Here is a 25,239-nt window from a genome sequence, read left to right on the forward strand (position 1 = left end):
ATCTATCCTTCTTCCCCTTCAATTCCCTCCATCCAGCAACCGCCTTGCGATCACCTGCGCCTGGATTTCCCCAGCGCCCTCAAAGATGTTGAGAATACGCGCATCTGCGAGCAGGCGGCTCACGGTATATTCCATCGCGAAACCGTTCCCGCCATGGATTTGCAGCGCGTTGTCCGCCGCCGCCCATGCCACGCGCGCGCCGATCAGCTTGGCCATGCCCGCTTCCAGATCGCAGCGCTTGCCCTCATCCTTGCGGCGCGCCGCGAAATAGGTGAGCTGGCGTGCGCCCATGAGTTCCGCCGCCATCATCGCCAGCTTGTTGGCGACGCGGGGAAACTCGATGATCGAGCGGCCGAACTGCTTGCGGTCCACCGCATAGGCCAGGCCTACGTCCAGCGAGGCCTGGGCCACGCCGATTGCGCGCGCGGCGGTCTGGATGCGGGCGCTTTCGAAGGTGGCCATCAGCTGCTTGAAGCCTTGGCCCTCCACGCCGCCGAGCAAGTTGGCGGCGGGTACGCGGAAGCCATCGAAGCCGATTTCGTACTCCTTCATGCCGCGATAGCCGATCACGCCGATTTCGCCGCCGCTCATGCCCGGGGTGGGGAAGGGGGTGGTTTCGTCGCCGCGCTGTTTCGGGGCGATCAGCATGGAGAGGCCGCTGTAGTTGCGCGTGTCGGGATCGGTACGCACCAGCAGCGTCATCACATCGGCGCGGGCGGCGTGGGTGATCCAGGTCTTGTTGCCGCTCACCACATAATCGCTGCCCGACAGGGAGGCGCGGGTGCGCAGCGAGCCAAGGTCGGAGCCGGTGTCGGGCTCGGTGAAGACGGCGGTGGGTAGGATCTCGGCGCTGGCGATGCGGGGCAGCCAGTGTTGCTTCTGCTCCAGCGTGCCGCCGGTCAGGATGAGTTCCGCCGCGATTTCCGAGCGTGTGGCCAGCGAACCGACGCCGATCCACCCGCGCGACAATTCCTCGGAGACGACGCACATCGCCGTCTTGCCCATGCCCAGCCCGCCGAATTCCTCGGGGATGGTCATGGCGAAGACGCCCATCTCGCCCAGCTCGTTGACCAGCTCGATGGGGATCAGTTCGTCCTTCAGATGCCAGTCATGGGCGAAGGGCGCGACCTTGGCGTTGGAAAGGGCGAAGAACTGGTCGCGGATCAGGGTGAGCGTTTCGTCCAGCCCGCAGTTTTCCAGCGTAGGCCGCCCGCGCGCCTCGACCAGATGGCGGGCGATGGCGGTCTTGATCTCCTGCCTGCCGCCCTCGCGGATCAGGCGGGTGAGGGCCGGGCTGTCCAGCGCGGAGGTGTCCTCGGCCAGATCGGCGGGGCGGATCACCTCGCCCTGGTTCATCGGGATGCCGCCGCGCAATTGCGCGCCATATTCGGCGAAAAGAAGCTGGGTCAGCAGCGTTTCGACCTCGCCGAATTCGCCTTTGGCCTCCAGCACCTGCGCCCATGCGGCGACTTCGCGCAGCATTTCGGCATAGGCGGCATACCAGCCGAAGCCGTGGACGATATGCTGCTCAACATCGGCCAGCTTGCGGTCCACCTTGCCATCGGCCCCGGCGATCCGCGCCTTGACCTGAGGCTGGGCCACGGCCACGAAAGACGCCGCAGCATCCGCCGCTTCGCTCAGCAGGCGGCTGAGATCGGACAGCACCAGAGTCATGCCTTGTCCTCCGCCTGCTTCTTGTTGGCGGCGGCCATGGCCTTGGCGTCCAGCCCGCCCACCAGATTGCCGGTCATCAGCTGGTTATGGGCATGGGCCAGATGGTGCATATGGAACACGCCATCCATCGCCTGTCGTTTGCCGCGCAGATCCTCCACGAAGTTGAAGGCCTGCTTGGTCAGCGCCATGCCGAAACGGTCACGCTCGACCAGCTCGGCGGCGATCTTGGCGACCTCTTCGCGCAGGGTCTCACGCGGGAAAATCTCATTGACCATGCCGAACTGATAGGCGCGCGCGGCGGGCATGCGGCGGCCCAGAAACAGCAGCTCGCGCGCCACACGGGGCGGCAGCTCGAAGGCATGGGCGAAATATTCCACGCCGGGCTGGGCCATGCGCAGCACCGGATCCTGGAAGAAGGCATCCTCCGAGGCCACGATCAGATCGCAGACCCAGGCCAGCATCAGCCCGCCCGCGATGCAGGCGCCCTGCACCATGGCGATCATCGGCTTGGGGATCTCCTGCCAGCGGCGGCACAGGCCCAGATAGCCGTCCTGCTCCAGCACATATTGCCGCTCGGCGCCGCCCTTGTTGAGGTGATCCCACCACATGGTCGTGCGCGTGCGCGGCATATGGCTGTCTTTCTCGGGCGTGCCGATGTCATGGCCCGCCGAGAAATGCTTGCCCTCGCCGCCCAGCACGATGACCTTGACCTCATCGTCCTCCACCGCGCGCTTGAAGGCGTCATCCAACTGGCCGAGCAGGCGATAATTCTGCGCATTGCCCACCTGCGGGCGGTTCAGCATCACCCAGGCCACGCCATCGACGACATTGTAGGTGATGAATTCGGGGGTCTCGCTCATACCTGTTCTCCCGGTTCAGCGCGGCGCCATGCGGATGCCGCCATCAAGGCGGACATCCTCGCCATTCCAATAGTCGTTCTCGATCATGGAGAGCGCCATGGCGGCAAATTCGGGCGGGCGTCCGAAACGCTTGGGGAAGGGCACGCTGGCGGCCAGCGAGGCCTTCACCGCATCGGCGGCGCGCGCCATCAACGGCGTGTCGAAGATGCCGGGCAGGATGCAGTTGACGCGGATGCCGTCATTCATCAGGTCGCGTGCCATGGGCAGGGTCAGGCTGACGATCCCGCCTTTCGAGGCCGCGTAGGCCGCCTGACCGATCTGACCGTCCTCGGCGGCGACGCTGCCGGTGTTGATGATGACGCCGCGCGCGCCATCTTCTTGGGGTTCAAGGTCCAGCATGCCCTTGGCGGCCTTGGCGCAGCAGCGGAAGGTGCCGATGAGGTTGATCTGGATGATCCGCTCGAACTGGTCGGTGGGGAAGGATTTGGTTTCGCCGGTGGCCTTGTCGCGGCCGGCGGTCTTGATGACATTGCCGGTGCCCGCGCAATTGACCAGAATGCGCTCCTGCCCATGGATCTCGCGCGCCTTGGCGAAACCGGCCTCCACCGAGGCTTCATCGGTCACGTCCACCTTGCAGAACAATCCGCCGATGTCGCTGGCGACCTTCTCGCCGGTTTCCTCGTTGAAATCGAACAGGGCGACCTTCACGCCCTTGGCGGCCAGAGCGCGTGCTGTCGCCTCGCCAAGGCCCGAAGCGCCGCCGGTGACAATGGCGCTGACGCTGTTGCTAAGCTGCATGAAATTTCCTCTCAAATCTTGCGCTGGGCGATCACGCCATCGGCGGCGAGCGCATCGAGCGCCTCATCTGCGATGGGCAGCCAGTCGCGCAGAATGTCCAAAGTGTGCTCGCCCACGCGCGGGGGCTGGCGGCGGTAATCGGTGGGCGTGGCGGAGAGCTTGCCGGGATAGGCGACGGTGGGGATCTCCACCCCATCCTCGCGCCGGAAGCGATGCACCGTTTGGCGCGCCTCGATAAAGGGATCGGAAAAGATGTCCTTGATGGTGTTGACCGGGCCTGCCGGCACGCCCTTGGCCTCGAACCGATCGATCAGCGCGTCGCGGTGCTGGTCGCGCACCAGATCCTGCACGATCTGCTCGATGGCATCGCGGTTGATGGTGCGGGCGCGGCTGGTGGCAAAGCGCGGGTCTTCGGCCAGCTGCGGCTGGCCCAGTTCGTTGCACAAAGCGCGGAACTGGCGATCGTTGCCCACGGCGATGATCATGATGCCATCGGCCACCTCGAAGGTCTTGTAGGGCACCACGGTGGGGTGGCGGTTGCCCAGCCGCCCCGGCACAATGTCGCCCACCAGATAGTTCGAGCCCTGATTGGCCAGCATGGAAATCTGCGTGTCGAGCAGCGAAATGTCGATCTGCTGGCCCTCGCCGGTGCGTTCGGCATGGCGCAGCGCGGCCAGGATCGAGACGGTGGCATACATGCCGGTCGACAGATCCGCCATGGCCACGCCGGCGCGCAGCGGGCCGCCCTCGGCCTCGCCGGTGATCGACATGAAGCCGCCCATGCCCTGCGCCACGAAATCATAGCCGCCGCGCTGGGTGTAGGGCCCGGTCTGGCCGAAGCCGGTGATCGAGCAATAGACCGCGCGCGGGTTGAGCGCATGGATCGCCTCGTAATCCAGTCCGTATTTCTTCAGCCCGCCGACCTTGAAATTCTCGACGACGATGTCGGCCTGCTGCGCCAGCTGACGGATCAGCGCGGCGCCATCGGGATGGGCCAGATTGATCGCGGCGGAGCGCTTGTTGCGGTTGGCGCAGAGGTAATAGGCGCTTTCGCCCAGCTCGGGCTCGCCATCGGCGCCGATCAGATTGGGCGGGCCCCAGGCGCGGGTGTCGTCGCCATGGCCGGGCAGCTCGATCTTGATGACGTCCGCGCCGAAATCGGCGAGGATCTGCGTCGACCATGGCCCCGCCAGCACACGGGACAGGTCGAGCACCTTGATGCCGTCAAGCGCGCGCGCCGTCATGGCCGCACCTTGGTGCTGGGGTGGATCGCATAGGGCCTTGCCGGATCGCGCATCTCTCTCCCGTCCCGATTCTGTGTGGGTTGCTCTTGTGCCTTCCGCGATAGCTTGCGCCGCCGGCTAGGGCAAGGTATTTTGCACCTAAGGATACTTTTGATTTTCATATTTTGCGGAGATGGGCGCAAGATTTTCCCGGATTAACGGCGAAATTCAGCTTTCGTGTCTGCTATATTTCTGTACGATGGTGCAAAGATCGCGCAAAAATCATGGCGCGGCAGGAGAGGCCTTTCCCATGAACAAGCCCAACCACACACATCTGGGTCTGCCCGGCCTTGGCGTTGCCCTGTTGGTCAATCTGCTGTTCGCGCTCAATGTCATCGCGATGAAGGTGGTGGTGGATGCCACCTCGCCCTTGCTGTCGGTGGCGGCGCGGATGGGGGTGGTGGCGCTGGTCTGTGCGCCTTTTCTGCGCCTGCCGCCGGGGCGGGTGAAGGCCATCGCGGCCTATGGCATCCTGAATGGCGGGCTGTTCCTGCTGCTGCTCAATCTGGCGCTGCATCTGGCCACCAACGTGGGCGCCTTGGCCATCGTCGGGCAGTTGAGCGTGCCCTTTTCTCTTCTGCTCGGCGCGCTGATCCTCAAGGAGCGGCTTTCGGCCCGGCGCGGCTTCGGCGTTGTGTTGGCTTTCGCGGGGGTGATGGTGCTGGGCTTCGATCCACGCATTGCCGGAGAGCTGCCCGCTGTGCTGGTGATGGCCAGCGCCGCGATGATGTGGGGCGGCGCGGCGCTGATCCAGCGGCGGTTGGGCGGCATTGGGGTGATGACCATTCAGGCGTGGAACGGGCTGATGGGCTTTATGATGCTGGCGCCCTTCGCGCTGCTCTTCGAGCATGACCGCATCCACCGCTTGTTCCATATGCCACCAGTGGCGTTGAGCTGGTTCATCTTCAGCAGCCTTGGCTCGACGGTGGTGGGGCAGGGGGCGCTGGCCTGGTTGCTGCAGCGCTATCCCATCAGCGCGGTGATGCCGCTGATGCTGGCCTCTCCGGTGATGGCGACAGCTTTTGCCGCGCTTTATTTTCATTCGCCGATCACCATCGGCATGGTGGCAGGCGGCAGTCTGGCGCTGGCTGGTGTGGCGATCATCGCGATCGTCAGGGACCGGCCAGCGCCGGAAGCTCAGGCCCTTTCGAAGACGGCAGCCAATCCCTGACCGCCGCCGATGCACATGGTCTCGATGCCATAGCGCCCATCGCGGCGCTGCAACTCGCGCAGCAGATTGGCGAGGATGCGGCCCCCGGTGGCGCCAATCGGATGGCCCAGCGAAATGCCCGAGCCATTAACGTTGAGCAGATCGTGGCGGCTGTCATCCGCGCTCCAATCCCAACCGCGCAGACAGGCCAGAACCTGCGGCGCGAAAGCCTCGTTCAGCTCGACCAGATCGATGTCGGACCATGACAGGCCGGTGCGCGCGAACAGCTTGTTGACCGCGGGAACCGGCCCGATCCCCATGCGCGAGGGATCGCAGCCCGCCGCCGCCCAGCTGTGGAACCAGCCGATCGGCTCCAGCCCCAGTTCGTCCAGCTTATCCTCGGCCACCACCAGACAGGCGGCGCCCGCGTCGTTCTGCTGGCTGGCATTGCCCGCCGTGACCACGCCATCCTTTTCGATGACCGGCAGCTTGGCCAGCGATTCCGCCGTGGCATCCTCGCGAATGCCTTCGTCGCGCGCGAAGATCACCGGATCACCTTTGCGCTGAGGCACGGCGACCGGCACCAGTTCGTCCGCGAATTTGCCTTCCGCCCATGCTGCGGTGGCGCGCTGGTGGCTGCGCGCGGCATAGGCGTCGCACTCTTCACGCGAGATGCCGTAATCTTTTGCCAGATTGTTGGCGGTTTCGATCATGCCGCTGATCACGCCATAGCGCGCGATGGGCTGAGACATCACCCGGCCCCGCGTCAACCGGTCATGGAACTGCGTGGAGCCCGAACGCGCGCCCCAGCGATGATCCATCGAGTAATATTCGACGTTGGACATGCTCTCCACGCCGCCCGCGATCACCACATCGGCGGCGCCGGTCTGGATGCGCATGGCCGCATCGATCACGGCCTGCAGGCCCGAGCCGCAGCGGCGGTCCAGCTGCACGCCGGGGATCGATTCCGGCAGCCCCGCCGCCAGCGCCGACCAGCGCCCGATGCAGGGCGCCTCGCCATTGCCATAACCCTGGGCGAAGACCACATCGTCGATGCGTTCGGGATCGAGCCGCGTGCGCTCCAGCAGCGCCTTGATGACGATGGCGCCCAGATCGCCCGCGGCGATGGACTTCAAAGATCCGCCATATTTGCCGACGGCGGTGCGGATGGGGGCGACGATGGCGGCTCTGCGCATGGGATTGTCCTCTCGCAACTCAGGCGTTTTCGGCCTGACGGATCATCTGCTTGGCGATGATGGTCTGCTGGATCTGGCTGGTGCCTTCATAGATGCGCAGCAGGCGCACATCGCGATAGAAGCGCTCGACCTTGTATTCGGCCATGTAACCGGCGCCGCCGAAGATCTGCACCGCACGGTCGGCGATGCGCCCCACCGCTTCGGAGGCATGATACTTCAGCGCCGAACATTCGAGGCTGACAGGCAGCCCCGCATCGAACTTGGCCGCCACCGACTGCATCAGCGCCTCGGTGGTCAGCATATCGACCTTCATATCGGCCAGCAGCGCCTGCATCAGCTGGAAATCGGCGATGCGCTGGCCGAACTGCTTGCGCTCCATCGCGTAGCCCAGCGCCATGCCGATCAGCCGGTCGCACATGCCCATGGCGACGGCGGCGATATGGATGCGGCCCCGGTCCAGCACCTTCATCGCCGTCTTGAAGCCGCGACCCGGCACGCCGCCGATGATCGCGCTGGCGGGCACCACCACATCCTCAAGGATCACATCGGTGGTGACGGCACCCTTCTGGCCCATCTTCTTGTCGGGCTTGCCAAGGCTGATGCCGGGCGTGTCGGCGGGCAGGATAAAGGCCGAAATGCCGCCCGCGCCCTTGATCGCCGGATCAGTGCGCGCCATCAGCGTGAAGACGGAGGCGCGCGGCGCGTTGGTGATGTAGCGCTTGGTGCCGGTGATGCGGTAGGTCTCGCCATCCTTCACCGCCACGGTGCGCAAGGATGCGGCATCGGACCCGGCGTCGGGCTCGGTCAGGCCGAAGCTGGCGATGGCTTCCCCGGTGGCGAATTTGGGCAGCCATTCGGCCTTTTGCTCGGGCGTGCCGTCCATCACGATGCCCTGGCTGCCGATGCCCACCGTGGTGCCGATCACCGAGCGGAAGACAATCGAGGCGCGGGTCAGCTCGCGGATCAGTCCGGCTTCCTCGGCCATGGAGCAGCCGAGGCCTCCGAACTCCTCGGGCACGGAGATGCCGAAAAGCCCCATCTCGCGCATTTGCTGGATGATTTCGAGCGGCACGGCATCGGCTTCTTCCACCGCGTCTTCGGCGGGGATCAGGCGTTCATCGACGAAGCGGCGGACGGTGTCGCGCAGCATCTGGAAGGTTTCGGCGTCCATGGGGACTCTCCTGTTGGTGCGCGCTTGTCCGGCACTCGGGCTTTGGTTCAGGTGGAAAATTGAACGGTGGCGGCCATGGCCTCGGTGCCGTCGCAGCGCAGGGCGGCGAGGGCGCCGTCGCCCCCGTCGCGCAGCACGATGGAGGGGCCACAGAACAGTGGGGCCTTGGCGCGGAAGCTGAAACCTGTGGGGCTCAAGCCCTTGCGCCGCGCATGGCCGAAGAGGCGCGCGGCGGTGAAGGGGCCGTGCACCACCAGACCGGGATAACCTTCCTCGCCCGTGGCATAGGGCAGGTCGTAATGGATGCGGTGGCTGTTGAAGGTGACCGCAGAGAAGCGGAACAGATCGACCGGAGAGGGTGTCCACACGGCGTCGTCCGGCTGGGGGGCGATGTCGCCGGGGATCACGGCGGGAGTGGCGGCTCCGGCATCGCGATAGACGATGGTCTGGCGTTCGCTCACGCGGATGTCGCCCTGCTGCTCGATGGTGTGCTCCACCTCCAGCAGCACCAGCTCGCCGCTGCGTCCGGCCTTGTGCGTCAGGTCGAGGATGGTGGAGGTGCGGGTGGCGGTTTCACCCAACACCAACGGCGCGCCAAAACGCATCTCGCCTGCCGCGAACATGCGGCGCGGCAGCGAGACCGGCGGCATAAAACCGCCGCGCTTGGGATGACCATCCGGTCCGATCTGATCGGCGGGCGCGACAGGCAGGAAAAAGGCCCAATGCGCCAGAGAGGGCTGCTGCGCCTCCACATCAAGGCTTTCGCCAAGGGCGGCGGCAAAGCGGCGCAGCGCCTGCGCATCCAGCACTTCGCTGCGGCTTTCGCTCTTGCCGATCCAGCTTTGCCAATGGGCGATGTCGCTTGCGGGCAGGGTCATGCCACCAGTCCTTCGTCATGCAGGCGGCCGATGGCGCCGCTGTCCAGCCCCAGCACCTGCGCCAGCACCTCATCGGTGTGCTGGCCGAGGCGGGGGGCAACGGCGACGGCTCCGCGCGCCTCCTGCGCCAGCGTGGCGGCGGGGCCAGCGGTGGGATAGGTCAGCCCGCTGGGATGGCTTAGTGACTGGAACAAAGGGTTTTCGGTGAAGAGCCGGGGGTCTTGCGTCACCGCCTGATGCAGGCTCTGATACGCCCCCCATGTCACGCCTCCGGCATCGAAAGCGGGTTTGAGCGCGGCGCTGTCCCGCGTGGCGAAGGCGGCTTCGAACAGCGGCAGCAGAGCGGCGCGATGCGTGAAGCGCGCGCCTTCGTCACGGGCGAAATTGGTGCCCAGTTGCGTTTCCAGCGCCGCCACCGTCTCGCCCAGATCCAGCACCTTGACCAGCCCCGTCCATTGGCGCGGGGTGATCGCCACCACGATCAGGCGCTTGCCATCCATGGTGAGGAAATCGCGCCCGAACGCGCCAAACAGATCATTGCCCATGCGCGGACGGTCTCCGGCACTCAGCACCTCGGCCACCTGCCCCAGATGCGACAGGCTGGAAGCCGCCAGATCGGAGAGCGGCACGCGGATTTCGGCGCCCTCTCCGGTCAAACGGCGGCGCAGCAAGGCCGAGACAGCGGCAAAACTGGCATAGGCGCCCCCTAGCAGATCCCAGGCGGGCAACACATGGTTGACCGGGCGGTCATCGTCGGCGGGGCCGGTCATCAGCGGCACGCCCACGGCGGCGTTGATGGTGTAATCCACAGCTGGCGAGCCATCGGCCCAGCCCATCACGCGCACGGTGATGATGTCGTCGCGCCGCGCCTTGAGCGCCTCATGGCTGAGGAAGCCCTTAACCGGATAGTTGGTGAGGAAGACCCCGCCCTGCTCGCCGGGCGCGGTGGCCAGAGCGACGGCCAGTTCGCGCCCTTCCGGGCGGGCAAGGTCGATGGCGATGCTTTTCTTGCCCTTGTTCAGCCCCTCCCAATAGAGGCTGTCGCCCGAGGGGGCGAGCGGCCAGCGGCGGAAATCCGGGCCGCCGCCGATGGCGTCGAAGCGGATCACCTCCGCGCCCATCTGCGCCATATGCAGCCCGCAGGAGGGCCCCGCGATAAACGCCGCGCCTTCCACCACGCGCAGGCCTTTGAGAAGATCGTACATCGCGCCTCTCCCTCAGCCCAGTTTCACCAGCGTGCGACCCAGATTGTCGCCGCTGAACAGGCCGTGGAAGGCGTCCAGCGCATGATCGATGCCCTCATGGATGGTTTCGGCCTGACGGATCAGGCCGGCCTTGTGCCAGGCGGTCATATCGGTGAGGAACTGGGCTTCCAGATCCATATGATCCAGCACGATATAGCCCTCCATGCGGATGCTTTTTGTCATCAGCGCGGTGAGGTTTTTCGGCACGGTCGGCGCATCGGTGACATTGTATTGCGAGATCATGCCGCAGATGGCGAAGCGCGCATGCTTGTTGGCGAGCGCCAGCGCGGCCTGCAGATGATCGCCGCCGACATTCTCGAAATTGACGTCGATCCCGGTGACGCCGATGGCTTTCACCGCGCGGGCCAGCGCCTTGGTGAGGTTGGGCTCGGCCTTGTAGTCGATGGCGGCATCGACGCCCAGCACCTCTTCCAGAAAGGCCTTCTTGCGCGGGCCACCCGCGGCGGCGATCACCTTGCAGCCCTTGATGCGCGCGATCTGGCAGGCGATGGAGCCCACCGCGCCCGAAGCGGCCGAGATGAACACCACATCGCCTTCGCGCAATTGGGCGATGCGAAACAGGCCGGCATAGGCCGTCAGCCCGGTAGAGCCGGCGAAGCCCAGATAGGCGGAAGGGGGCAGGGCAGCGGCATCGCGATGCTGCAGGGCCTCGGCCGGGGCATTGAAGACCTCGCGCCAGCCCAGCCGAGAAAAGACCAGATCGCCCGGCTTGAAATCGGGATGCGCCGAGGCGGTGACCTCACCGATGGCGGGGCCTTCCATCGGCGCCTCCAGCACGAAAGGCGGGACATAGCTGGCGGCATCGCTCATGCGCCCGCGCATCGCCGGATCGACGGCCATATACAGGTTGCGCACCTGCACCTCGCCGGGGGCGGGCGGCGGCACATCGCGCGTGACCAGCGCGAAATCTTCGGCAACGGGCGTGCCGACCGGGCGGCGGATCAGTTGAATTTCGCGCGATTGCATCGTTCAATATCCGTTGAGGCGCGCCCAGCGCTCCTGATGGAAGGAGAGATTGCCATAGCTCTGTTCGGCCACGCGGGCGCGCTTGAGGTAGAGCCCGGCATCATGCTCATGCGTCATGCCGATGCCGCCGTGCAGCTGCACCATCTCGCAGGAAATGCGATGGGCCGTCTCATTGGCCATGGCCTTGGCCAGCGAGGCCAGCGACGAGGTTTCCGCATCGCCGGTGTCTATGGCCGTCAGCGCCGCTTCCACCGCCGAGCGGGTAAGCTGCACTTCGCCGAACATCTCGGCGGCGCGATGCTGCAAGGCCTGAAACGAGCCGATCAGCTGGCCGAACTGCACGCGGGTTTTGAGATATTCCAGCGTGGTTTCCAGCGCCTGCTCGGCCAGCCCCAGCAATTCGGCGGCCTGCCCGGCATAGGCGCGATCCAGCAAGGCCGTCAGCAGCCTGCCGCCCTGATGGACCTCGCCCAGCACGGCCCGCGCATCCAGCACCATGCCATCGAAGCGCAGATCGGCGGGGCGGCGCGCATCGATCTGGTCGAGCGCTTCGCGTGTCAGACCGGCAGTCTCGGCGGGGACCAGAAACAGCGTGATCCCATCGGCGGTATCGCTGGCCGGTGCGGAGCGCGCCGCCACGATGAAGAGATCCGCCCCCATGCCATCGGCCACGAAACGCTTGAGGCCATCGAGGCGCCAGCCTTCCGCAGTCTGCGTTGCGGTCATGGCGATGGTGTCTGGCGCATGATGCGCGCCTTCCTCCAGCGCCAGCGTGCCCACCGCCGAGCCATCGGCCAGAGCAGGCAGCCACAGCACTTTTTGCGCTTCCGTCCCGCCCAACACCAGGGCGCTGGCCGCGATCATGCCGCTGCTCAGCAGGGGCAGCGGGGCCAAGGTGCGCGCCAGTTCCTCCAGCACGAAGCCGAGGCTGAAACTGCCGAAATCGCTGCCGCCATAGGCTTCGGGCACGCAAATGCCGGTCCAGCCCATTTGCGCGATTTCACCATAGGCGGCGCGGTCGAAACCGGGGCCTTCGCCCTGTTTGCCGCCGCCGCCATGGTCGTAGAGGCTGCGGATCTGCGTCACCGGCATGCGCTCGCGCGCCCAGCCGGTGACCATGTCCTTCAGCATGATCTGTTCGTCGTTCAGCACCGCCACGGCACTCTCCCCCTCAGCGATCCGGCAGACCCAGCGAGCGTTTCGCCGTGATGTTGTTCTGGATTTCGTAGCTGCCGCCGTAGATCGAGAAGGCCTTGCTGTGCAGCAGCGCGCGCGTCGCCTCCAGCCCGTCCTTCGAATAGCCCTCGCCCGACCAGCCCAGCCCGTCGAAGCCCTGCACCTCGATCATCAGTTCGGCGCGGCGCTGGACGATGCCCGACCACAGGTTCTTCAGCGTGGAGACGCCATTGTTGGGGCCGCCATGGCGGGCCTCCTCGCTCAGGCGGCGCACGGTCTGGAGATAGGCGGCATGGCGCATCGCATTGTGCAGGATGCGCCCGCGCAGCAAGGGATCAGCGATGCGGCCTTCGGGATCGGTGCCCAGCATGGCATGGGCGATGGGGGCCAGCGGCACCACATCGGTCTTGACCTCCGACAGGCTGGCGCGCTCGAACTGCAGCAGGCGCTTGGCGATGGTCCAGCCCTTGTTGAGCTGCCCCACCAGATTGCCCTTGGGCACCTTCACATCGTTGAAGAAGACCTCGCAGAAATGGGTCGAGCCGCTGATCAGCACGATCGGGCGGGCCTCCACGCCGGGCGAGGCCATGTCGATCAGCAGGAAGCTGATGCCGTTATGCTTGACGCTGGTGTCGGTGCGCACCAGCGCGAAGCACCAGCCGGCCTGATCGGCGCCCGAGGTCCAGATCTTCTGGCCCGAAACCAGCCAGTGATCGCCCTTGTCGACACATTTCATCTGCAGCGAGGCCAGATCCGATCCCGCGCCCGGCTCCGAAAAGCCCTGGCACCAGCGCAGCTCATGCCGGGAAATCTTGGGCAGATGTTCGAGCCGTTGCTCTTCCGTGCCGAATTCCAGCAGCGTGGGCCCCAGCATCATCGTGCCGTACGAGCGGATCGGGTTGAACGCCCCGATGGCGGCCAGCTCCTGAGCGATGATCTGCGCCTGCGCTTCGGGCAGCTCGGCGCCGCCATAGCGTTTGGCCCATGTGGGCGTGCCCCAGCCCTTGTCGGCCATGGCCTGACGCCATGTCTGGAAATCGGTGCTGGCCGCGGCAGCGCGGGCGTCACCCTGAAAGATCAGCGGGTTCACCCCCGCCAGTGCGGAAGGGAAATGGGCGGAGAGCCACGCCCGGACCTCTTGTCTGAATTGCTGGTCGTCCATCGCTCCGCCCAGATGTTTGTGTTCGTTTTTGTGGGTCGCGTCGGTGTTGGGAAGGCGGAGGGGAAGTGTGAACATCCGCCCCATGCCTGCCTCATTCCGGCGTAACGGCCATGATGATTCTGTAAGCGAAGCCGGGCTGTCGCGCCAGCTATATTTTGCATCAAGGGGCAAAATTCGTTACGAGGATGAGGTGTTGCTGGTGTGTGAAAATTTCACGGATCGCCACTATTCTGCCATGGCATATAGGATGTGATTTCATTTAAATCATTATGTATCATGTATATGATGGATTTTCCGGGCTTTGCAATTGACACTTGCATCACGCCATCTAACTGTACTGTGGTATAGAATTGATAGGCGACGCCGGCTGGCAAGCGCCACATTGGAGAGGCTATGATGATGGCCAGACACGGCACCGAGCAGGACGATTGCGTGCTCTTCGCGGTGGAGCATGGCATTGGTCGGATCACGCTGAACCGGCCTGACCGGCTCAATGCTCTCTCACTGGCGATGCATCACCGGCTTTCGGCGATTCTGGACGAGATCGAACGGCGCAATGACCTGCGCGTGCTGCTGCTGATCGGTGCCGGGCGCGCCTTCTGCGCCGGGCAGGATCTGAGCGAAAGGCCTGTCGAGCAGACCGGCGCCCCGCTCGATCTGGGGGAAAGCCTTGAGCTGCGTTACAACCCGCTGGTCCGCCGCTTGATGGCGGTGAACGTGCCGCTGCTCTGCGCCGTCAATGGCGTTGCGGCGGGCGCGGGGGCAGGGCTGGCACTGCTGGCCGATATGGTGATTGCGGCGGAGTCGGCGCGTTTGATCCTCTCCTTCACGCGGATCGGCCTGATGCCGGACTGCGGCGTCAGCTGGCTGCTGCCCCGTCTGATCGGCCAGCCGCGTGCCCTGGGCATGGCGCTGACCGGCGATGCCATTCCCGCGCGACAGGCCGAGGCATGGGGCATGATCTGGCAGGCCGTGCCCGATGCGGCGTTCAGCAGCACCGTGGAGGCCATGCTGCAGACCTTGGCGCAGGCCCCGACTCAAGCCCTGATGGCCACGCGCCACGCCATGCGCGGCGCATGGCTGCGCGATCTGGACGCCCAGCTCGAACTGGAGCGCGACGAACAGCGTCGCCTTGGCCTGACCGAAGATTACCGCGAAGGCGTCAGCGCCTTTCGGGACAAGCGGCAGCCGCAGTTTCGCGCGCGTTGACTTGGGGATAATTTTGCACGATTGTGCAATTATCAGGATCCCGCGCCGAGATACGGCCCGCTGCGATCAAGGGAGAGTTCCAGTGACCGACCAAAGCGTGGCCGATGGCCCGACCTATCCGCGCGGGCCCATGGCATGGCTGACCGTGGCGGTGCTGTTCCTGCTCTATATCCGCTCGCTGGCGGACCGCTATCTGATGGCGCTGATGGTCGAGCCGATCAAGAAGGGGCTGCATCTCACCGATACGCAGTTCAGCCTGCTGCAGGGGCCCGCTTTTGCGGTGTTCTATTGCCTCTGCGCCATTCCGGTGGGGCTGATGCTGGACCGCTATCGGCGACGCATGGTGCTGTTCGTCTGCATTCTGGTGTGGAGCGCGGGCGCCGGGGCCTGCGGGTTCGCCGGAGCCTTCGTCATGCTGATGGCGGCGCGTGCGCTGGTCGGCGCGGGCGAGGCGGGCTACACCACCGGCGCCTATTCGATCATCGGCGACAGCTTTCCGCCTTCGCGCCTGTCGCTGGCGATGGCGGTTTTTGTGATGGGTGGCCTGATGGGGGCGGGGATCGTCTTCCTGCTAGGCGGCCCGCTGGTGGGCGTGGTGCTGGAGGGCGGCATCGCCCACTGGCCTTTCATGAGCCATTTCGCGCCGTGGCAGCAGGCTTTCGTCATCACCGGCATCCCCGGCATGGCCTTCGCCTTTCTGGTCTTCCTCTTCCCCGAACCCGCCCGCCATCGCCAGCCGGCAGGCTCCGCTTTGGGGGGGTATCGCGAGGCGCTGAACTTTATCCTTACCTATCCGCGTTGCTTCAGCGGCATCATCTTCGGCATCGGTTTCGTCTACACCGTGACCATCGCGCTGCAGATCTGGAGCCCCACCTTTCTGGCCCGTCTCCACGGCTGGAAACCGGGGCAGATCGGCATCGCGATGGGCGTGGCGCAACTGCTCGCCGCGCTCAGCCTGCCCTTGCATGGCTGGGTGGTGGACCGGCTCTACAATGCCGGTTATCGCGATGCCCATCTGCGCTGGTGCCTGATTTCGCTGACGGTGGCCGCGCCTCTGGCGGTGGCGGCCTATCTGGTGAGCAATCCCTGGGCCACGGTGGTGCTGTTCGGCCTGTTCATGACCTGCATCCATTCCGGTTCCTCGATGGGCCCGGCCTCGGTGCAACTGGTGACGCCTGCGGCCCTGCGCGGCCGCGTGACGGCGATTTTCGTGCTGCTGACCGGACTGATCGGCATGGGGCTGGGCACGTTTCTGGTCGGCTTCATGACCGACAGGCTGTTCGGCGATCCGCTCAAGGTGGGTGTTTCCATGGTGGTGCTGGTGGTGGGCGGACTGATTCTTGCCGGGGGCTTTTTCATCCATGGCTGTGCCGGTGTCCGCCGTCTGATCGCCGCGCGCGAGGGTTGAGGGGGGCGGCTGTCTCAGGAAAGCGCGTGATTTCAGCGATTGTGCATGACTATGCAGAATTGCATTGACGTGCAGAATTCATCGGCTTAGAAATTCTGCAACGCGGGGCAGAAAGTGGGGCGGTTGACCTTGCATGTTCCGATGGGAGGTTGGGATGCGAATTCACACCATATCTTTGCTTTTGGCCGGCTCGGCGCTCAGCGCAGCCATTCCTCTTGCGGCCCATGCGCAGGATGCGCAGCCGGACGCCGCGCAGCAGAAGGCCGATGCTGAAAAGAAACGCGATGCCGACATCATCGTCACCGGCACGCGCATTGTGCGCAACGGTTATACGGCGCCCACGCCGGTGACTGTGGCTTCGGCGGAAGACCTGAACAAGTCCACGCCCACGAGCATCCCCGATGCTCTGAACAAATTGCCGAATTTCCAGAATTCACTGGGGCCGGGCAAGTCGGCGAACAATTTCTCCGCCGTCCCGATCCATGGCAATATTCTCAATCTGCGCGGCTTGGGCACGCCCACAGCCAACCCTAAGGGGCCGTTGCGCACGCTGATCATGGTCGATGGCGTGCGCGTCTCGCCCACCGAATACATTGGCACGGTCGATACCAATGTCATTCCCAATCTGCTGGTGCAGCGCGTCGATGTGGTGACGGGCGGCGCCTCGGCGGCCTGGGGTTCCGATGCCGTGGCCGGCGTTGTCAATTTCGTGCTGGACAAGAATTTCGTCGGGCTCAAGGGCAATGCCCAGGCCGGTGTGGCCCAGCGCGGCGACAATGCCAACCAGCGTATCGGCCTGGCCTATGGCGCCAAATTCGCCGAGGGCCGTGGCCATATTCTGGTCAGCACCGAATATTACAAGAATGACGGCATGTATCGCGATGCCCGCAAGGCCGGTCGCAACAGCCTGGGTTGGGTGGGGTCGACGGTGGGTTGCACCAACACCACCAGCGATCCCACGGCCTGTTCGCCGGGCGGCACGCTCAACCCTTACAAGATCGCCAGCAATGTGGTGATTTCGTCAGCCTATGAAACCGGCAAGCTCTATGCCGCGGGCAATCCGTACAATGGCTATCGCCTGAATGCGAATGGCACGGTGCAACCCTTCAACACCGGCACGGCGACCGGCTCGCCCGGCATCCAGCTGGGCGGTGACGGCTATACGATCCCGGCGCATACGTCGGCGATCTCGCCATCGAAGACGTTTCAGAACTTTGGTCGCCTCAGCTTCGATTTCAGCGACAAGCTCAGCGTCTATACGCAGCTGATCTATTCGCGCGCCGAGGTCGATTATGATGCCATGGCCAACACGCTGGTGCAGGGCAGCCCCACCGCGCTGATCTATCAGGGCAATCCCTATCTGCCCGCCAATCTGGCGGCCACGCTGGCGCCCGGCGGCTCGATCGGCATTTCGGCCTATTATTCCGATCAGCGCACCCATGTGCATGAGACCACCGATTTCATCCAGTCCACCAGCGGCGTGGAAGGCAAGATCGGCGATTGGAAGGTCAAGGCCGATTACACGCATGCCCAATCGACGCACAATATGGCCCAGTCCGGCCTGTGGGACTGGAAGAAGTTCTTTGCCGCTGTCGATGTCGTTTCGGTCAATGGCACGCCGACCTGCCGCGTGCTGACCGATCCCAGCGTGGCCGCGCAATATGCGGGATGCCAGCCGATCAACCTGTTCGCGGGCGCGCCCTCGCAGTCGAGCCCGGCGGGTTACGCCTATGCCACCGGCACGTCGCGTTATCGCGCTCGGTTCAACCATGACTCGGTGACCGCCAGCATCAGTGGCAGCCCCTTCAGCCTGCCTGCGGGCCCGGTTGATATCGTGCTGGGCGGCGAATATCGCAAACAGTCGATGACCCTGACCAGCAATGCCGATCCGGCGACGCTGGCCACCGCCGCGCAGCGCAGCGCCTATTTCGCCGGAGAACGCGGCGTGCAGGCTGCCTCGCTGTACTACTGGCTGACCAATGTCGGCGTGGCCAGCGGCAGTCTGGATGTGAAGGAAGGCTTCGGCGAAATCGCGGTGCCGGTGCTGAAAGACGCGCCGCTGGCGCAGAAGCTGGATCTGAACGGCGCCTTCCGCGTCACCGATTATTCCACGTCGGGCGCGGTCACGACCTGGAAGGTGGGCGGCACCTGGAAGCCGGTGTCTGACTTCCTGCTGCGTGCCACCTATTCGCGCGATATTCGTGCGCCCAATCTCTATGAACTCTATCGCGGGGACACCAGCGGCATCGGCATCGTGCTGGATCCGGTGTCGGGCCTCAATCAGAATGCTTCGACCGTCAGTGGCGGTAACCGTAACCTGAAGCCCGAAAAGTCCAAGACCCTGACGGTGGGCGGTGTGTTTACGCCGCATTTCATGCCCGGCTTCTCGATGTCGATCGACTATTACAAGATCGATATGACCGATGCCATCGACTCGCTGACCGCACAGCAGATCCTCGATCTGTGCGGCACGGGGGGCACGGCTCCGCAATGCGCGCTGATCCAGCGGCCTTCGGCGGGGGCTTTCCCCTCGTTGGTGCGGATCACAGAATCGAACATCTCCTACCTGAAGACCTCGGGCGTGGATTTCGATGCCAGCTATCGCAGCACGCTGGGCAAGGGCCTGCTGGGCGTTCGCCTTTACGCCAACTATCTCGATAAGTTCGACACGCAGCTTTATGCGGGCCAGCCGGTCATTCACTATGCGGGCGCGAATGTGGTCGGGTCGAACCCGGTGGCCTATCCGCACTGGCGCGGTTCGCTTCAGCTCGATTACATGATCGGCGCGGTCGGCGTGAACCTGTCGGAGCAACTGATCGGTGGCATGGGGCGCTATCTCAATGCTTCGGCGCCCAGCCTGTCGAACTTCGTCAATGGTTCGGTGCCTGCCTATGTCTACACCGATTTCTCGGTGCGGGCACGGATCAAGCAGAACAACAGTGGCTATCTCGAAGTCTTCGGCACCATCAACAATCTGTTCGACATCGATCCGCCGATCATTCCGGGCATTACGCCGGGCGTGAATCTGGCCACCAACATCTCGACCTATGACATGGTTGGCCGCGCCTTCACTGCGGGCGTTCGCTTCAAGTTCTGATGTTTTGACCCTTTTCCGGGGGGAGGTCGGCCGCGTTCATCTCCGGATGCACGCGGCCGACGCTTATGGGAGAATGACGATGCCGCACTGGCGATCCCTGCTCTTTGCCCCTGCCGACAATGAAGAGCGCTGCCGCAAGGCCGCCGCTGCGGGCGCCGATGCGGTGATCCTCGATCTGGAGGATGGCGTTGCCGCAGGCGGCAAGCCCGCCGCGCGGCAGGCGCTGGCCGAAGGCGCTCAGCAGGCGAGGTCGCAAGGTGTCGGCGTGGTGGTGCGGATCAACGCGCCCTGGTTGCTGGCGGTGGAGGATCTGCGCGCGGCGGTGGCGGTGGGGGCCGATGCGCTGATGGTGCCCAAGGCCGAAGATCCGCATCGGCTGGCGACGCTGGCGCAGATCGCCGCTGAGCTGAAGCGGGAGAGCATGCCTCTGATCGCGCTGGTCGAAAGCCCGCGCGGGGTGGCTCAGGCGCATGCTCTGGCGGCGCTGCCCGGGGTGATCGGGCTGGCTCTGGGCACCGAGGATTTCAGTCTGGACATGGCCGTGGAGCCCTCCGGAACCGTGCTGGACTGGCCTGCGCGGCAGATCGCGCTGGCGGCCGCCTGTTCCGGCGCGATGGCGCTGGCCGTGCCTTTGTCGATCGCCCGCTTCCGTGAGGAAGAGGCCTATCGCGATGCCGCGCAGCAGGCAGCAGCCTATGGTGTGAACGGTGCGATCTGCATCCATCCCAGGCAGGTGGCGATTGCCAACAAGGTCTTCGGCCTGAGCGAAGCCGAACGCGCCGAGGCCGAGCAGATTCTCAAGGCATGGGAAGCGGCGCGGGCGCAGGGTCTTTCGGTGATCCAGCTCGACGGGCGGATGATTGACCTGCCGGTGGCGGAGCGCGCCAGAAAGCTGCTGGCGCGCGCCTGAAAGCGCTCACTCCGTCCTGATCCACACGCCTTTGGTCTGGAGATAGGCATCGATGTGCTCGCTGCCGCCTTCGCGTCCGAAGCCGCTCATCTTGTAGCCGCCGAAGGGCACGGCGGGGTCCATCGCGAAATAGTGGTTCACCCAGACCGAGCCCGCGCGGATGCGTTTCACCGCGGCCATTGCCTTGTTGATGTCCTTCGTCCAGACGCCCCCGGCCAGACCGAAACGGCTGCTGTTGGCGCGGGCGATCACCTCGTCAAAGCTGTCGAAGGGCATGATCGAGGCGACGGGGCCGAAAATCTCCTCGCAGGCGATGCGCATGTCGTCGGCCACATCGGCATAGACGGTGGGCTCCACCCAATAGCCCTTGTCGAGCCCGCCTTCGGTGACGCGCGCGCCGCCCGTCACCAGCCGAGCGCCCTGTTGCGGACCGAGTGCCAGATAACCGGCCACCCGCTCATACTGCCGCTGCGACACCAGCGGTCCGATCTGGGTGGAAGGATCGAGGCTGAGACCGATTTTCAACCCCTGCGCGAAGCTGGCCAGACGGGCGACCACCTCGTCATAGACCGGCCTTTCCACGAACAGCCGCGTGCCCGCCGCGCAGACCTGCCCGCTGTTGTTGAACACGCCCATGGCCGCAGCGGGGATGGCCGCATCCAGATCGGCATCGGCGAAGATGATGTTGGGCGATTTGCCGCCCAGCTCCATCGAGACCTTCTTGAACGTCCGCGCCGAAGCCTCGACGATGCGCTGCCCCGTAGGGCCCGATCCGGTGAAGGCGATCTTGTCGACATCGGGATGGGCGGACAGCGCCGCGCCCGTGGCCCCCGCGCCGGTCACCACATTGACCACGCCGGGCGGCACGCCGGCCTCATGGCACAATTCGGCGAAGCGCAGCGCCGAAAGCCCGGCATCTTCCGCCGGTTTGAGCACCACCGTGCAGCCGGTGGCCAGCACCGGGCCGATCTTCCACGCCGCGCTGAACAGCGGGCCGTTCCAGGGGATGATCGCCCCCACCACGCCGACCGGTTCACGCAGCGTGTAGGACAGCAGTTCGACCGGGAAACTGTTGCCCAAAGTCTGGCCATGGATCGCGCTGGCCACCCCGGCGAAATGCCGCAGCGAGCGTTGCAACATGCCGCGCAGGCCCTTGGAGGCGGTGATCGGGCGGCCCATTTCCAGCGTATCCAGCATGGCCAGATCGTCGAATTCGGCATCGACCAGTTCGGCCAGACGCAGCAGCAGCGCTTGCCGTTCCGCCGGTTTGAAGCGGCTCCAAGGGCCTTCGAAGGCGGCGCGGGAGGCTTTGACCGCGCGGTCTACATCCGCTTCGCCCGCCAGCGCCAGTTCGGCCACCAGTTCGCCAGTGGAGGCGCTGAAGCTTTTGAAGGTTTCGCCCGATCGGGCCTCCACCGCCTGGCCGTCGATCAGCAGTTTCTTGCGTCCGTCGCCAAGCCAGGCAGGACGAAAACCGGCGATGCTGCTGTAGTCGGTCATTGGGGCAAATCCTCTCGGCTCTTTGCGCTTTGGTGGCATATTTCTGCACTTGAGGTCAATAATAAACGCGAGATCAGGGCTACCTTCCGCCATGCCGATCCGCTACCAACGCACAGCATGAGTGATGAAAAACCCCTCTCCCGCGCCAAGCGCGAGCTGCTGCTGGCCGCCGAGCGCCTGTTTGCCGCGCGCGGCATCGAAGCGGTCTCGCTGAGGGAGATCGCCGAGGCTGCCGGATCGCGCAACAACAACGCCGTGCAATATCACTTTGCCGGTCGCGAAGGTCTGATGGCGGCGATCTATGCGATGCGCGTGGCCGATATGGAAGACGCGCGCCAGACCATGTTGGCCAAAGCCGAAGCAGAAGGGCGGCTGGGCGACAGTCTGGTGCTGCTGCAGATCCTGTGCCTGCCGCATCTGGCGTTGCGGGCGGAGGATGGCAGCCATCCCTATGCCGGGTTTCTGGCGCATTATGTGATGCGCCACTGGCAGGCGCCTGCCTCCGAACTCGGCGCGGCGGGTGTCGGCCCGGCGCAGCAAAAGGTGCTGCGCCTGATCGCCGCCACGCTGGGCGATGTGCCGCCGGCGCTGGCCCGGTCGCGCAGCATGCTGGCCCTGCTGTTGTTTCTCAACGCCTTGCTGCGCTGGGATCATATCGACCGCAACCGCGAGGGCCTGACCGCCGCCACCATGTTGGGCGATGCGCTGTACAGCGCGCACGCCGCCCTGCGCCAAAGCCCAAGCGGCGAAGGGCCCTTGTTCTTCGCCGCGATGCTGGAAAGCTAATCGCGCCCCAGATCGAAGGTTACGGAATGCAGCGTGCCGCCGAAACGGCTCTGCGCCACGGTGTAGGCCGGGTCCACGGCGCTGATCGTGTCCTGCCCGATATCGAAGGTTTCGGTGTGTGAGATGACCTGCGCGAAGCTGCGCTCGATCCGGCCTTGCGCGGCTTCCTTGCCGTCCACCAGCAGGCTCACCATGCCGCCGCTGGTCGGCTTGTCCTGATCGAGCAGCAGGCGCATCTCCACCCGATGGCGGCCTGACGACAGCGCGGCGGGCGCCACCACGCGGGTGATATGCGCGGGGGTAAGGTTGAAGGTGAAGACCGGCCTGCCATGCTCCAGATGCAGGCTGTAGCCGCCGAAACGGCCGCCCTGAGCCACGATCACGCCCTGCTCGCCGCTCTTGACCGACATGTCGGCCGTGATGCGGAAAGAGTGGCCCACCGTGGCGGGGGCGGCGCTTTCGGCGATGCCGGTCATCGGCATGGTGTAGGTGAAATGGCGGCGATCCCGGTTGAGATCGGGGCGGCCAACTTGCCCGCCTTCGCTCGAATGGATCGGCAGGATTTTCGCCTTGGCGGCCTCGGCCCAGAATTCGGCCTTCATGCGCTCCAGCCGGGCGGGGTCTTCCGCGGCGAGGTCATGGGCCTCACTGAAATCCTTGTCGATGTTGTAGAGTTCCCACTTGCGCTTTTCGACCGCGATGCGCGGCGGGGGCGTGCGCTCCCATGGGGTGGCCATGGGCGTGGTCGCCGCCACCCAGCCATCCTTGTAGAGGCTGAGGTTCTCGGCCATGGCGAAGACCTGCGTGGTGCGGCGCGAGGGGGCGTCGGGCGCCTCGAAGGTGTAGCGCGCGCTGATCCCGGTGACGGGCTGCTGCGGCACGCCGTTGAACACATCGGGCACCGTGACCCCGGCTACATCGAGCAGTGTGGGCATGATGTCGCTGACATGCATGAACTGGCTGCGCACCGCGCCCGCATCCCTGATATGATGCGGCCACTCCACCACCATGCCGTTGCGCAGCCCCCCGAAATGCGAACCATAGCGCTTCGACCACTGGAAGGGCGCATTCATGGCCCAGCCCCAGCCGCCGGGGTAAAGGTTGTAGGCCGCTTTCGTGCCGATCTCGTCACGATGGGCGATGGAGCGGGCGAGGTCTTCCTTCACCCCCGTCAGCGCGGATTGTTCGTAGAGTTTGCCGTCGAAGCTGCCCTCGGCGCTGGCGCCATTGTCGCCCTGAATGTAGACGATAAGCGTGTTGTCGTACTCGCCGCTGTCCTTCAGGCTCTGGATGACGCGGCCCACCTGATCGTCGGCATAGGAAAGCGCGGCGGCATAGGCTTCCATATAGCGGGCATAGAGCTTCTGCTGATCGGGTGAGAGGCTGTCCCAGCGCGGCAGCGTGGAGGGCCGGGGAGATGGCTCGGTGTTGGCGGGAATCACGCCTTGCGCCTTTTCGCGGGCGAAGATTTCGTCGCGCAGCACGTCCCAGCCCTTGTCGAAGCGGCCCTTGAATTTGGCGCGCCATTCGGCTGGCGCATGGTTGGGGGCATGGGCCGCGCCGGTGGCGTAATAGACGAAGAAGGGGCGGTCCGGGGCCTGCGCCTTTTGCTCGGCGATCCAGCGAATGGCGTGATCGGCCAGATCATGTTCGAGGTGATAGCCGGGCTGGTTGGCGGGCGCTGGCACGGCGCGCGTGTTCTCGACCAGCGAGGGTTCGAAGGCGCTGGTGTCGGCGCCCAGGAAGCCATAGTAATAGTCGAAGCCAAGGCCGGTGGGCCAGCGATCATAAGGCCCGCTGGCGCTCATCTCCCATTCGGGCGTGATGTGCGATTTGCCGAACATGGCGGTGGCATAGCCCCCGCTGCGCAGCAGGGCGGGCAGGGCGGCGGCGCTCTTGGGGATGGTGCTGTTGTAGCCCTCATAGCCGGTGGCCCAATTGGCGACATAGCCCATGCCCACGGCCTGCGGATTGCGCCCCGTGAGCAGCGCGGCGCGGGTGGGCGAGCAGATCGCCGTGGTGTGAAAACGGTTGTAGCGCAGCCCTTCGCGGGCCAGCGCATCGAAGGTGGCGGTGGGCACCGGCCCGCCAAAGGCGCTGGAGGCGCCAAAGCCCACATCGTCGGTCATGATCAGCAGGATGTTGGGCGCGCCCCTGGCGGCATGCACTTGCTGCGGCCAGGCGGGCGGGGAGGAGTCTTGCGGGGTCAGGCCATAGACGCGCGGTGCTTCAGGCGCCTGCGCCAGAGCGGGCGCCACAGTCGTCAGGGCCAGCACGGCGAGGATCACCGGCAGGCAGGATCGCAGAGGCTTGCGGCGCATCGTTTCCGTCTCCCGCAAGGGCATCCGATGCGCCCTTGTCGGGAGACAGAGTATGGTTCTTAAAATTGCACGTCAATATAAATTACATCACGTGACTTAAATCTAGAGCAGCTGGGTTTTTGGCAGTTGCACCACCATCCCGTCCATCGCCGCGCCGACCGGAATCTGGCAGGACAGGCGGCTGCCGGGCTGGGGATCGGCGGCGAACTCCATCATCTCGGTTTCATCGGCGGCGGCGGGGGTGAGGCGCGCCAGCCAGTCCTGCGGGATCACCACCTGACAGGTGGCGCAGGCGCAGGCCCCGCCGCAATCGGCCAGAATGCCGCGCAACCCGTTCTTGATGGCGCCTTCCATCAGGGTCCAGCCCTCGGGCACGTCCACGATCTGGTCGGTGCCGTCGGCCAGGCGGTAGTTGATTGTGGCCATGGG

The 25,239-nt window shown here is 65.1% G+C and carries 20 protein-coding genes; 6 read left to right on the top strand and 14 right to left on the bottom strand.

Translation table 11 applies throughout. The features are described from left to right. Positions 1 to 18: 18 nt before the first annotated feature. Genes SR3_RS13190 through SR3_RS13205 form a run of 4 tightly spaced genes read right to left on the bottom strand, consistent with a single transcriptional unit; the run spans position 19 to position 4,576 of the window. On the bottom strand, positions 19 to 1,674 hold the full coding sequence (locus tag SR3_RS13190; protein WP_068086605.1) for an acyl-CoA dehydrogenase family protein: 1,656 nt from the start codon (positions 1,672 to 1,674) through the stop codon (positions 19 to 21). Further along, entirely contained in the window at positions 1,671 to 2,534 is an 864-nt protein-coding gene (locus SR3_RS13195) for an enoyl-CoA hydratase (protein ID WP_068086608.1), read from the bottom strand. The genes SR3_RS13190 and SR3_RS13195 overlap by 4 nt, the downstream gene beginning before the upstream one ends. A 15-nt stretch (positions 2,535 to 2,549) precedes the next feature. After that, positions 2,550 to 3,332: an SDR family NAD(P)-dependent oxidoreductase gene (locus SR3_RS13200; RefSeq protein WP_068086610.1), complete on the bottom strand. Its 783-nt coding sequence runs from the start codon at positions 3,330 to 3,332 to the stop codon at positions 2,550 to 2,552. Positions 3,333 to 3,343: 11 nt separating this feature from the next. Next, positions 3,344 to 4,576 (bottom strand): CaiB/BaiF CoA transferase family protein, encoded by a 1,233-nt coding sequence (locus tag SR3_RS13205; protein WP_068086612.1) that lies wholly within the window; start codon positions 4,574 to 4,576, stop codon positions 3,344 to 3,346. A 289-nt stretch (positions 4,577 to 4,865) separates the two neighbouring features. On the opposite strand from SR3_RS13205, the gene SR3_RS13210 reads away from it, so the two are divergent. After that, positions 4,866 to 5,786, top strand: a complete 921-nt coding sequence (locus tag SR3_RS13210; RefSeq protein ID WP_068086614.1) for a DMT family transporter — start codon at positions 4,866 to 4,868, stop codon at positions 5,784 to 5,786. Here the strand turns inward: SR3_RS13210 and SR3_RS13215 are convergent. From SR3_RS13215 to SR3_RS13245, 7 genes are read right to left on the bottom strand one after another with little or no spacing between them, the layout of a single operon-like run. Then, entirely contained in the window at positions 5,753 to 6,961 is a 1,209-nt protein-coding gene (locus tag SR3_RS13215; protein ID WP_068086748.1) for an acetyl-CoA C-acetyltransferase, read from the bottom strand. The genes SR3_RS13210 and SR3_RS13215 overlap by 34 nt on opposite strands. 19 nt (positions 6,962 to 6,980) lie before the next feature. Then, on the bottom strand, positions 6,981 to 8,132 hold the full coding sequence (locus SR3_RS13220) for an acyl-CoA dehydrogenase family protein (RefSeq protein ID WP_068086617.1): 1,152 nt from the start codon (positions 8,130 to 8,132) through the stop codon (positions 6,981 to 6,983). A gap of 47 nt (positions 8,133 to 8,179) precedes the next feature. Beyond that, complete coding sequence (locus tag SR3_RS13225) at positions 8,180 to 9,010, bottom strand: FAS1-like dehydratase domain-containing protein (RefSeq protein WP_068086620.1); 831 nt, start codon at positions 9,008 to 9,010, stop codon at positions 8,180 to 8,182. Beyond that, positions 9,007 to 10,215, bottom strand: a complete 1,209-nt coding sequence (locus SR3_RS13230; protein WP_068086623.1) for a CoA transferase — start codon at positions 10,213 to 10,215, stop codon at positions 9,007 to 9,009. Before SR3_RS13230 ends, SR3_RS13225 begins: the two co-directional genes overlap by 4 nt. Positions 10,216 to 10,227: 12 nt before the next feature. Continuing rightward, positions 10,228 to 11,241 carry an NADP-dependent oxidoreductase gene (locus SR3_RS13235; protein ID WP_068086625.1) on the bottom strand — a complete coding sequence of 338 codons (1,014 nt, stop codon included), beginning with the start codon at positions 11,239 to 11,241 and terminating at the stop codon, positions 10,228 to 10,230. A gap of 3 nt (positions 11,242 to 11,244) precedes the next feature. Next, entirely contained in the window at positions 11,245 to 12,399 is a 1,155-nt protein-coding gene (locus tag SR3_RS13240; RefSeq protein ID WP_068086628.1) for an acyl-CoA dehydrogenase family protein, read from the bottom strand. A gap of 13 nt (positions 12,400 to 12,412) precedes the next feature. Further along, on the bottom strand, positions 12,413 to 13,579 hold the full coding sequence (locus tag SR3_RS13245; RefSeq protein ID WP_068086751.1) for an acyl-CoA dehydrogenase family protein: 1,167 nt from the start codon (positions 13,577 to 13,579) through the stop codon (positions 12,413 to 12,415). Between the two features lie 393 nt (positions 13,580 to 13,972). Here SR3_RS13245 and SR3_RS13250 point away from each other — a divergent pair, with 393 nt between their 5' ends. From SR3_RS13250 to SR3_RS13265, 4 genes are all read left to right on the top strand, one after another. Further along, the gene (locus tag SR3_RS13250; protein ID WP_245653903.1) at positions 13,973 to 14,788 is read left to right on the top strand and encodes an enoyl-CoA hydratase-related protein; all 816 of its coding nucleotides are present in this window, start codon (positions 13,973 to 13,975) and stop codon (positions 14,786 to 14,788) included. Positions 14,789 to 14,870: 82 nt separating this feature from the next. Further along, positions 14,871 to 16,196, top strand: a complete 1,326-nt coding sequence (locus SR3_RS13255; protein WP_157098834.1) for an MFS transporter — start codon at positions 14,871 to 14,873, stop codon at positions 16,194 to 16,196. Positions 16,197 to 16,350: 154 nt separating this feature from the next. After that, entirely contained in the window at positions 16,351 to 19,293 is a 2,943-nt protein-coding gene (locus tag SR3_RS13260) for a TonB-dependent receptor domain-containing protein (RefSeq protein WP_068086634.1), read from the top strand. A gap of 79 nt (positions 19,294 to 19,372) precedes the next feature. Continuing rightward, positions 19,373 to 20,203: an HpcH/HpaI aldolase/citrate lyase family protein gene (locus SR3_RS13265; protein WP_169805632.1), complete on the top strand. Its 831-nt coding sequence runs from the start codon at positions 19,373 to 19,375 to the stop codon at positions 20,201 to 20,203. 6 nt (positions 20,204 to 20,209) lie between these two features. On the opposite strand, the gene SR3_RS13270 is transcribed toward SR3_RS13265, so the two are convergent. Next, complete coding sequence (locus tag SR3_RS13270; RefSeq protein WP_068086641.1) at positions 20,210 to 21,703, bottom strand: aldehyde dehydrogenase family protein; 1,494 nt, start codon at positions 21,701 to 21,703, stop codon at positions 20,210 to 20,212. Positions 21,704 to 21,820: 117 nt separating this feature from the next. Here SR3_RS13270 and SR3_RS13275 point away from each other — a divergent pair, with 117 nt between their 5' ends. Next, on the top strand, positions 21,821 to 22,489 hold the full coding sequence (locus SR3_RS13275) for a TetR/AcrR family transcriptional regulator (RefSeq protein ID WP_068086643.1): 669 nt from the start codon (positions 21,821 to 21,823) through the stop codon (positions 22,487 to 22,489). Here the strand turns inward: SR3_RS13275 and SR3_RS13280 are convergent. Both SR3_RS13280 and SR3_RS13285 read right to left on the bottom strand, forming a co-directional pair. Continuing rightward, positions 22,486 to 24,810, bottom strand: a complete 2,325-nt coding sequence (locus SR3_RS13280; RefSeq protein WP_157098835.1) for a sulfatase-like hydrolase/transferase — start codon at positions 24,808 to 24,810, stop codon at positions 22,486 to 22,488. The two genes, SR3_RS13275 and SR3_RS13280, sit on opposite strands and share 4 nt — an antisense overlap. 102 nt (positions 24,811 to 24,912) lie before the next feature. Beyond that, entirely contained in the window at positions 24,913 to 25,236 is a 324-nt protein-coding gene (locus SR3_RS13285) for a 2Fe-2S iron-sulfur cluster-binding protein (RefSeq protein ID WP_068086649.1), read from the bottom strand. Positions 25,237 to 25,239: the final 3 nt, after the last annotated feature.

The organism is Novosphingobium rosa NBRC 15208 (assembly GCF_001598555.1).
In the GTDB taxonomy this organism is placed as follows: Bacteria; Pseudomonadota; Alphaproteobacteria; order Sphingomonadales; family Sphingomonadaceae; genus Novosphingobium; species Novosphingobium rosa.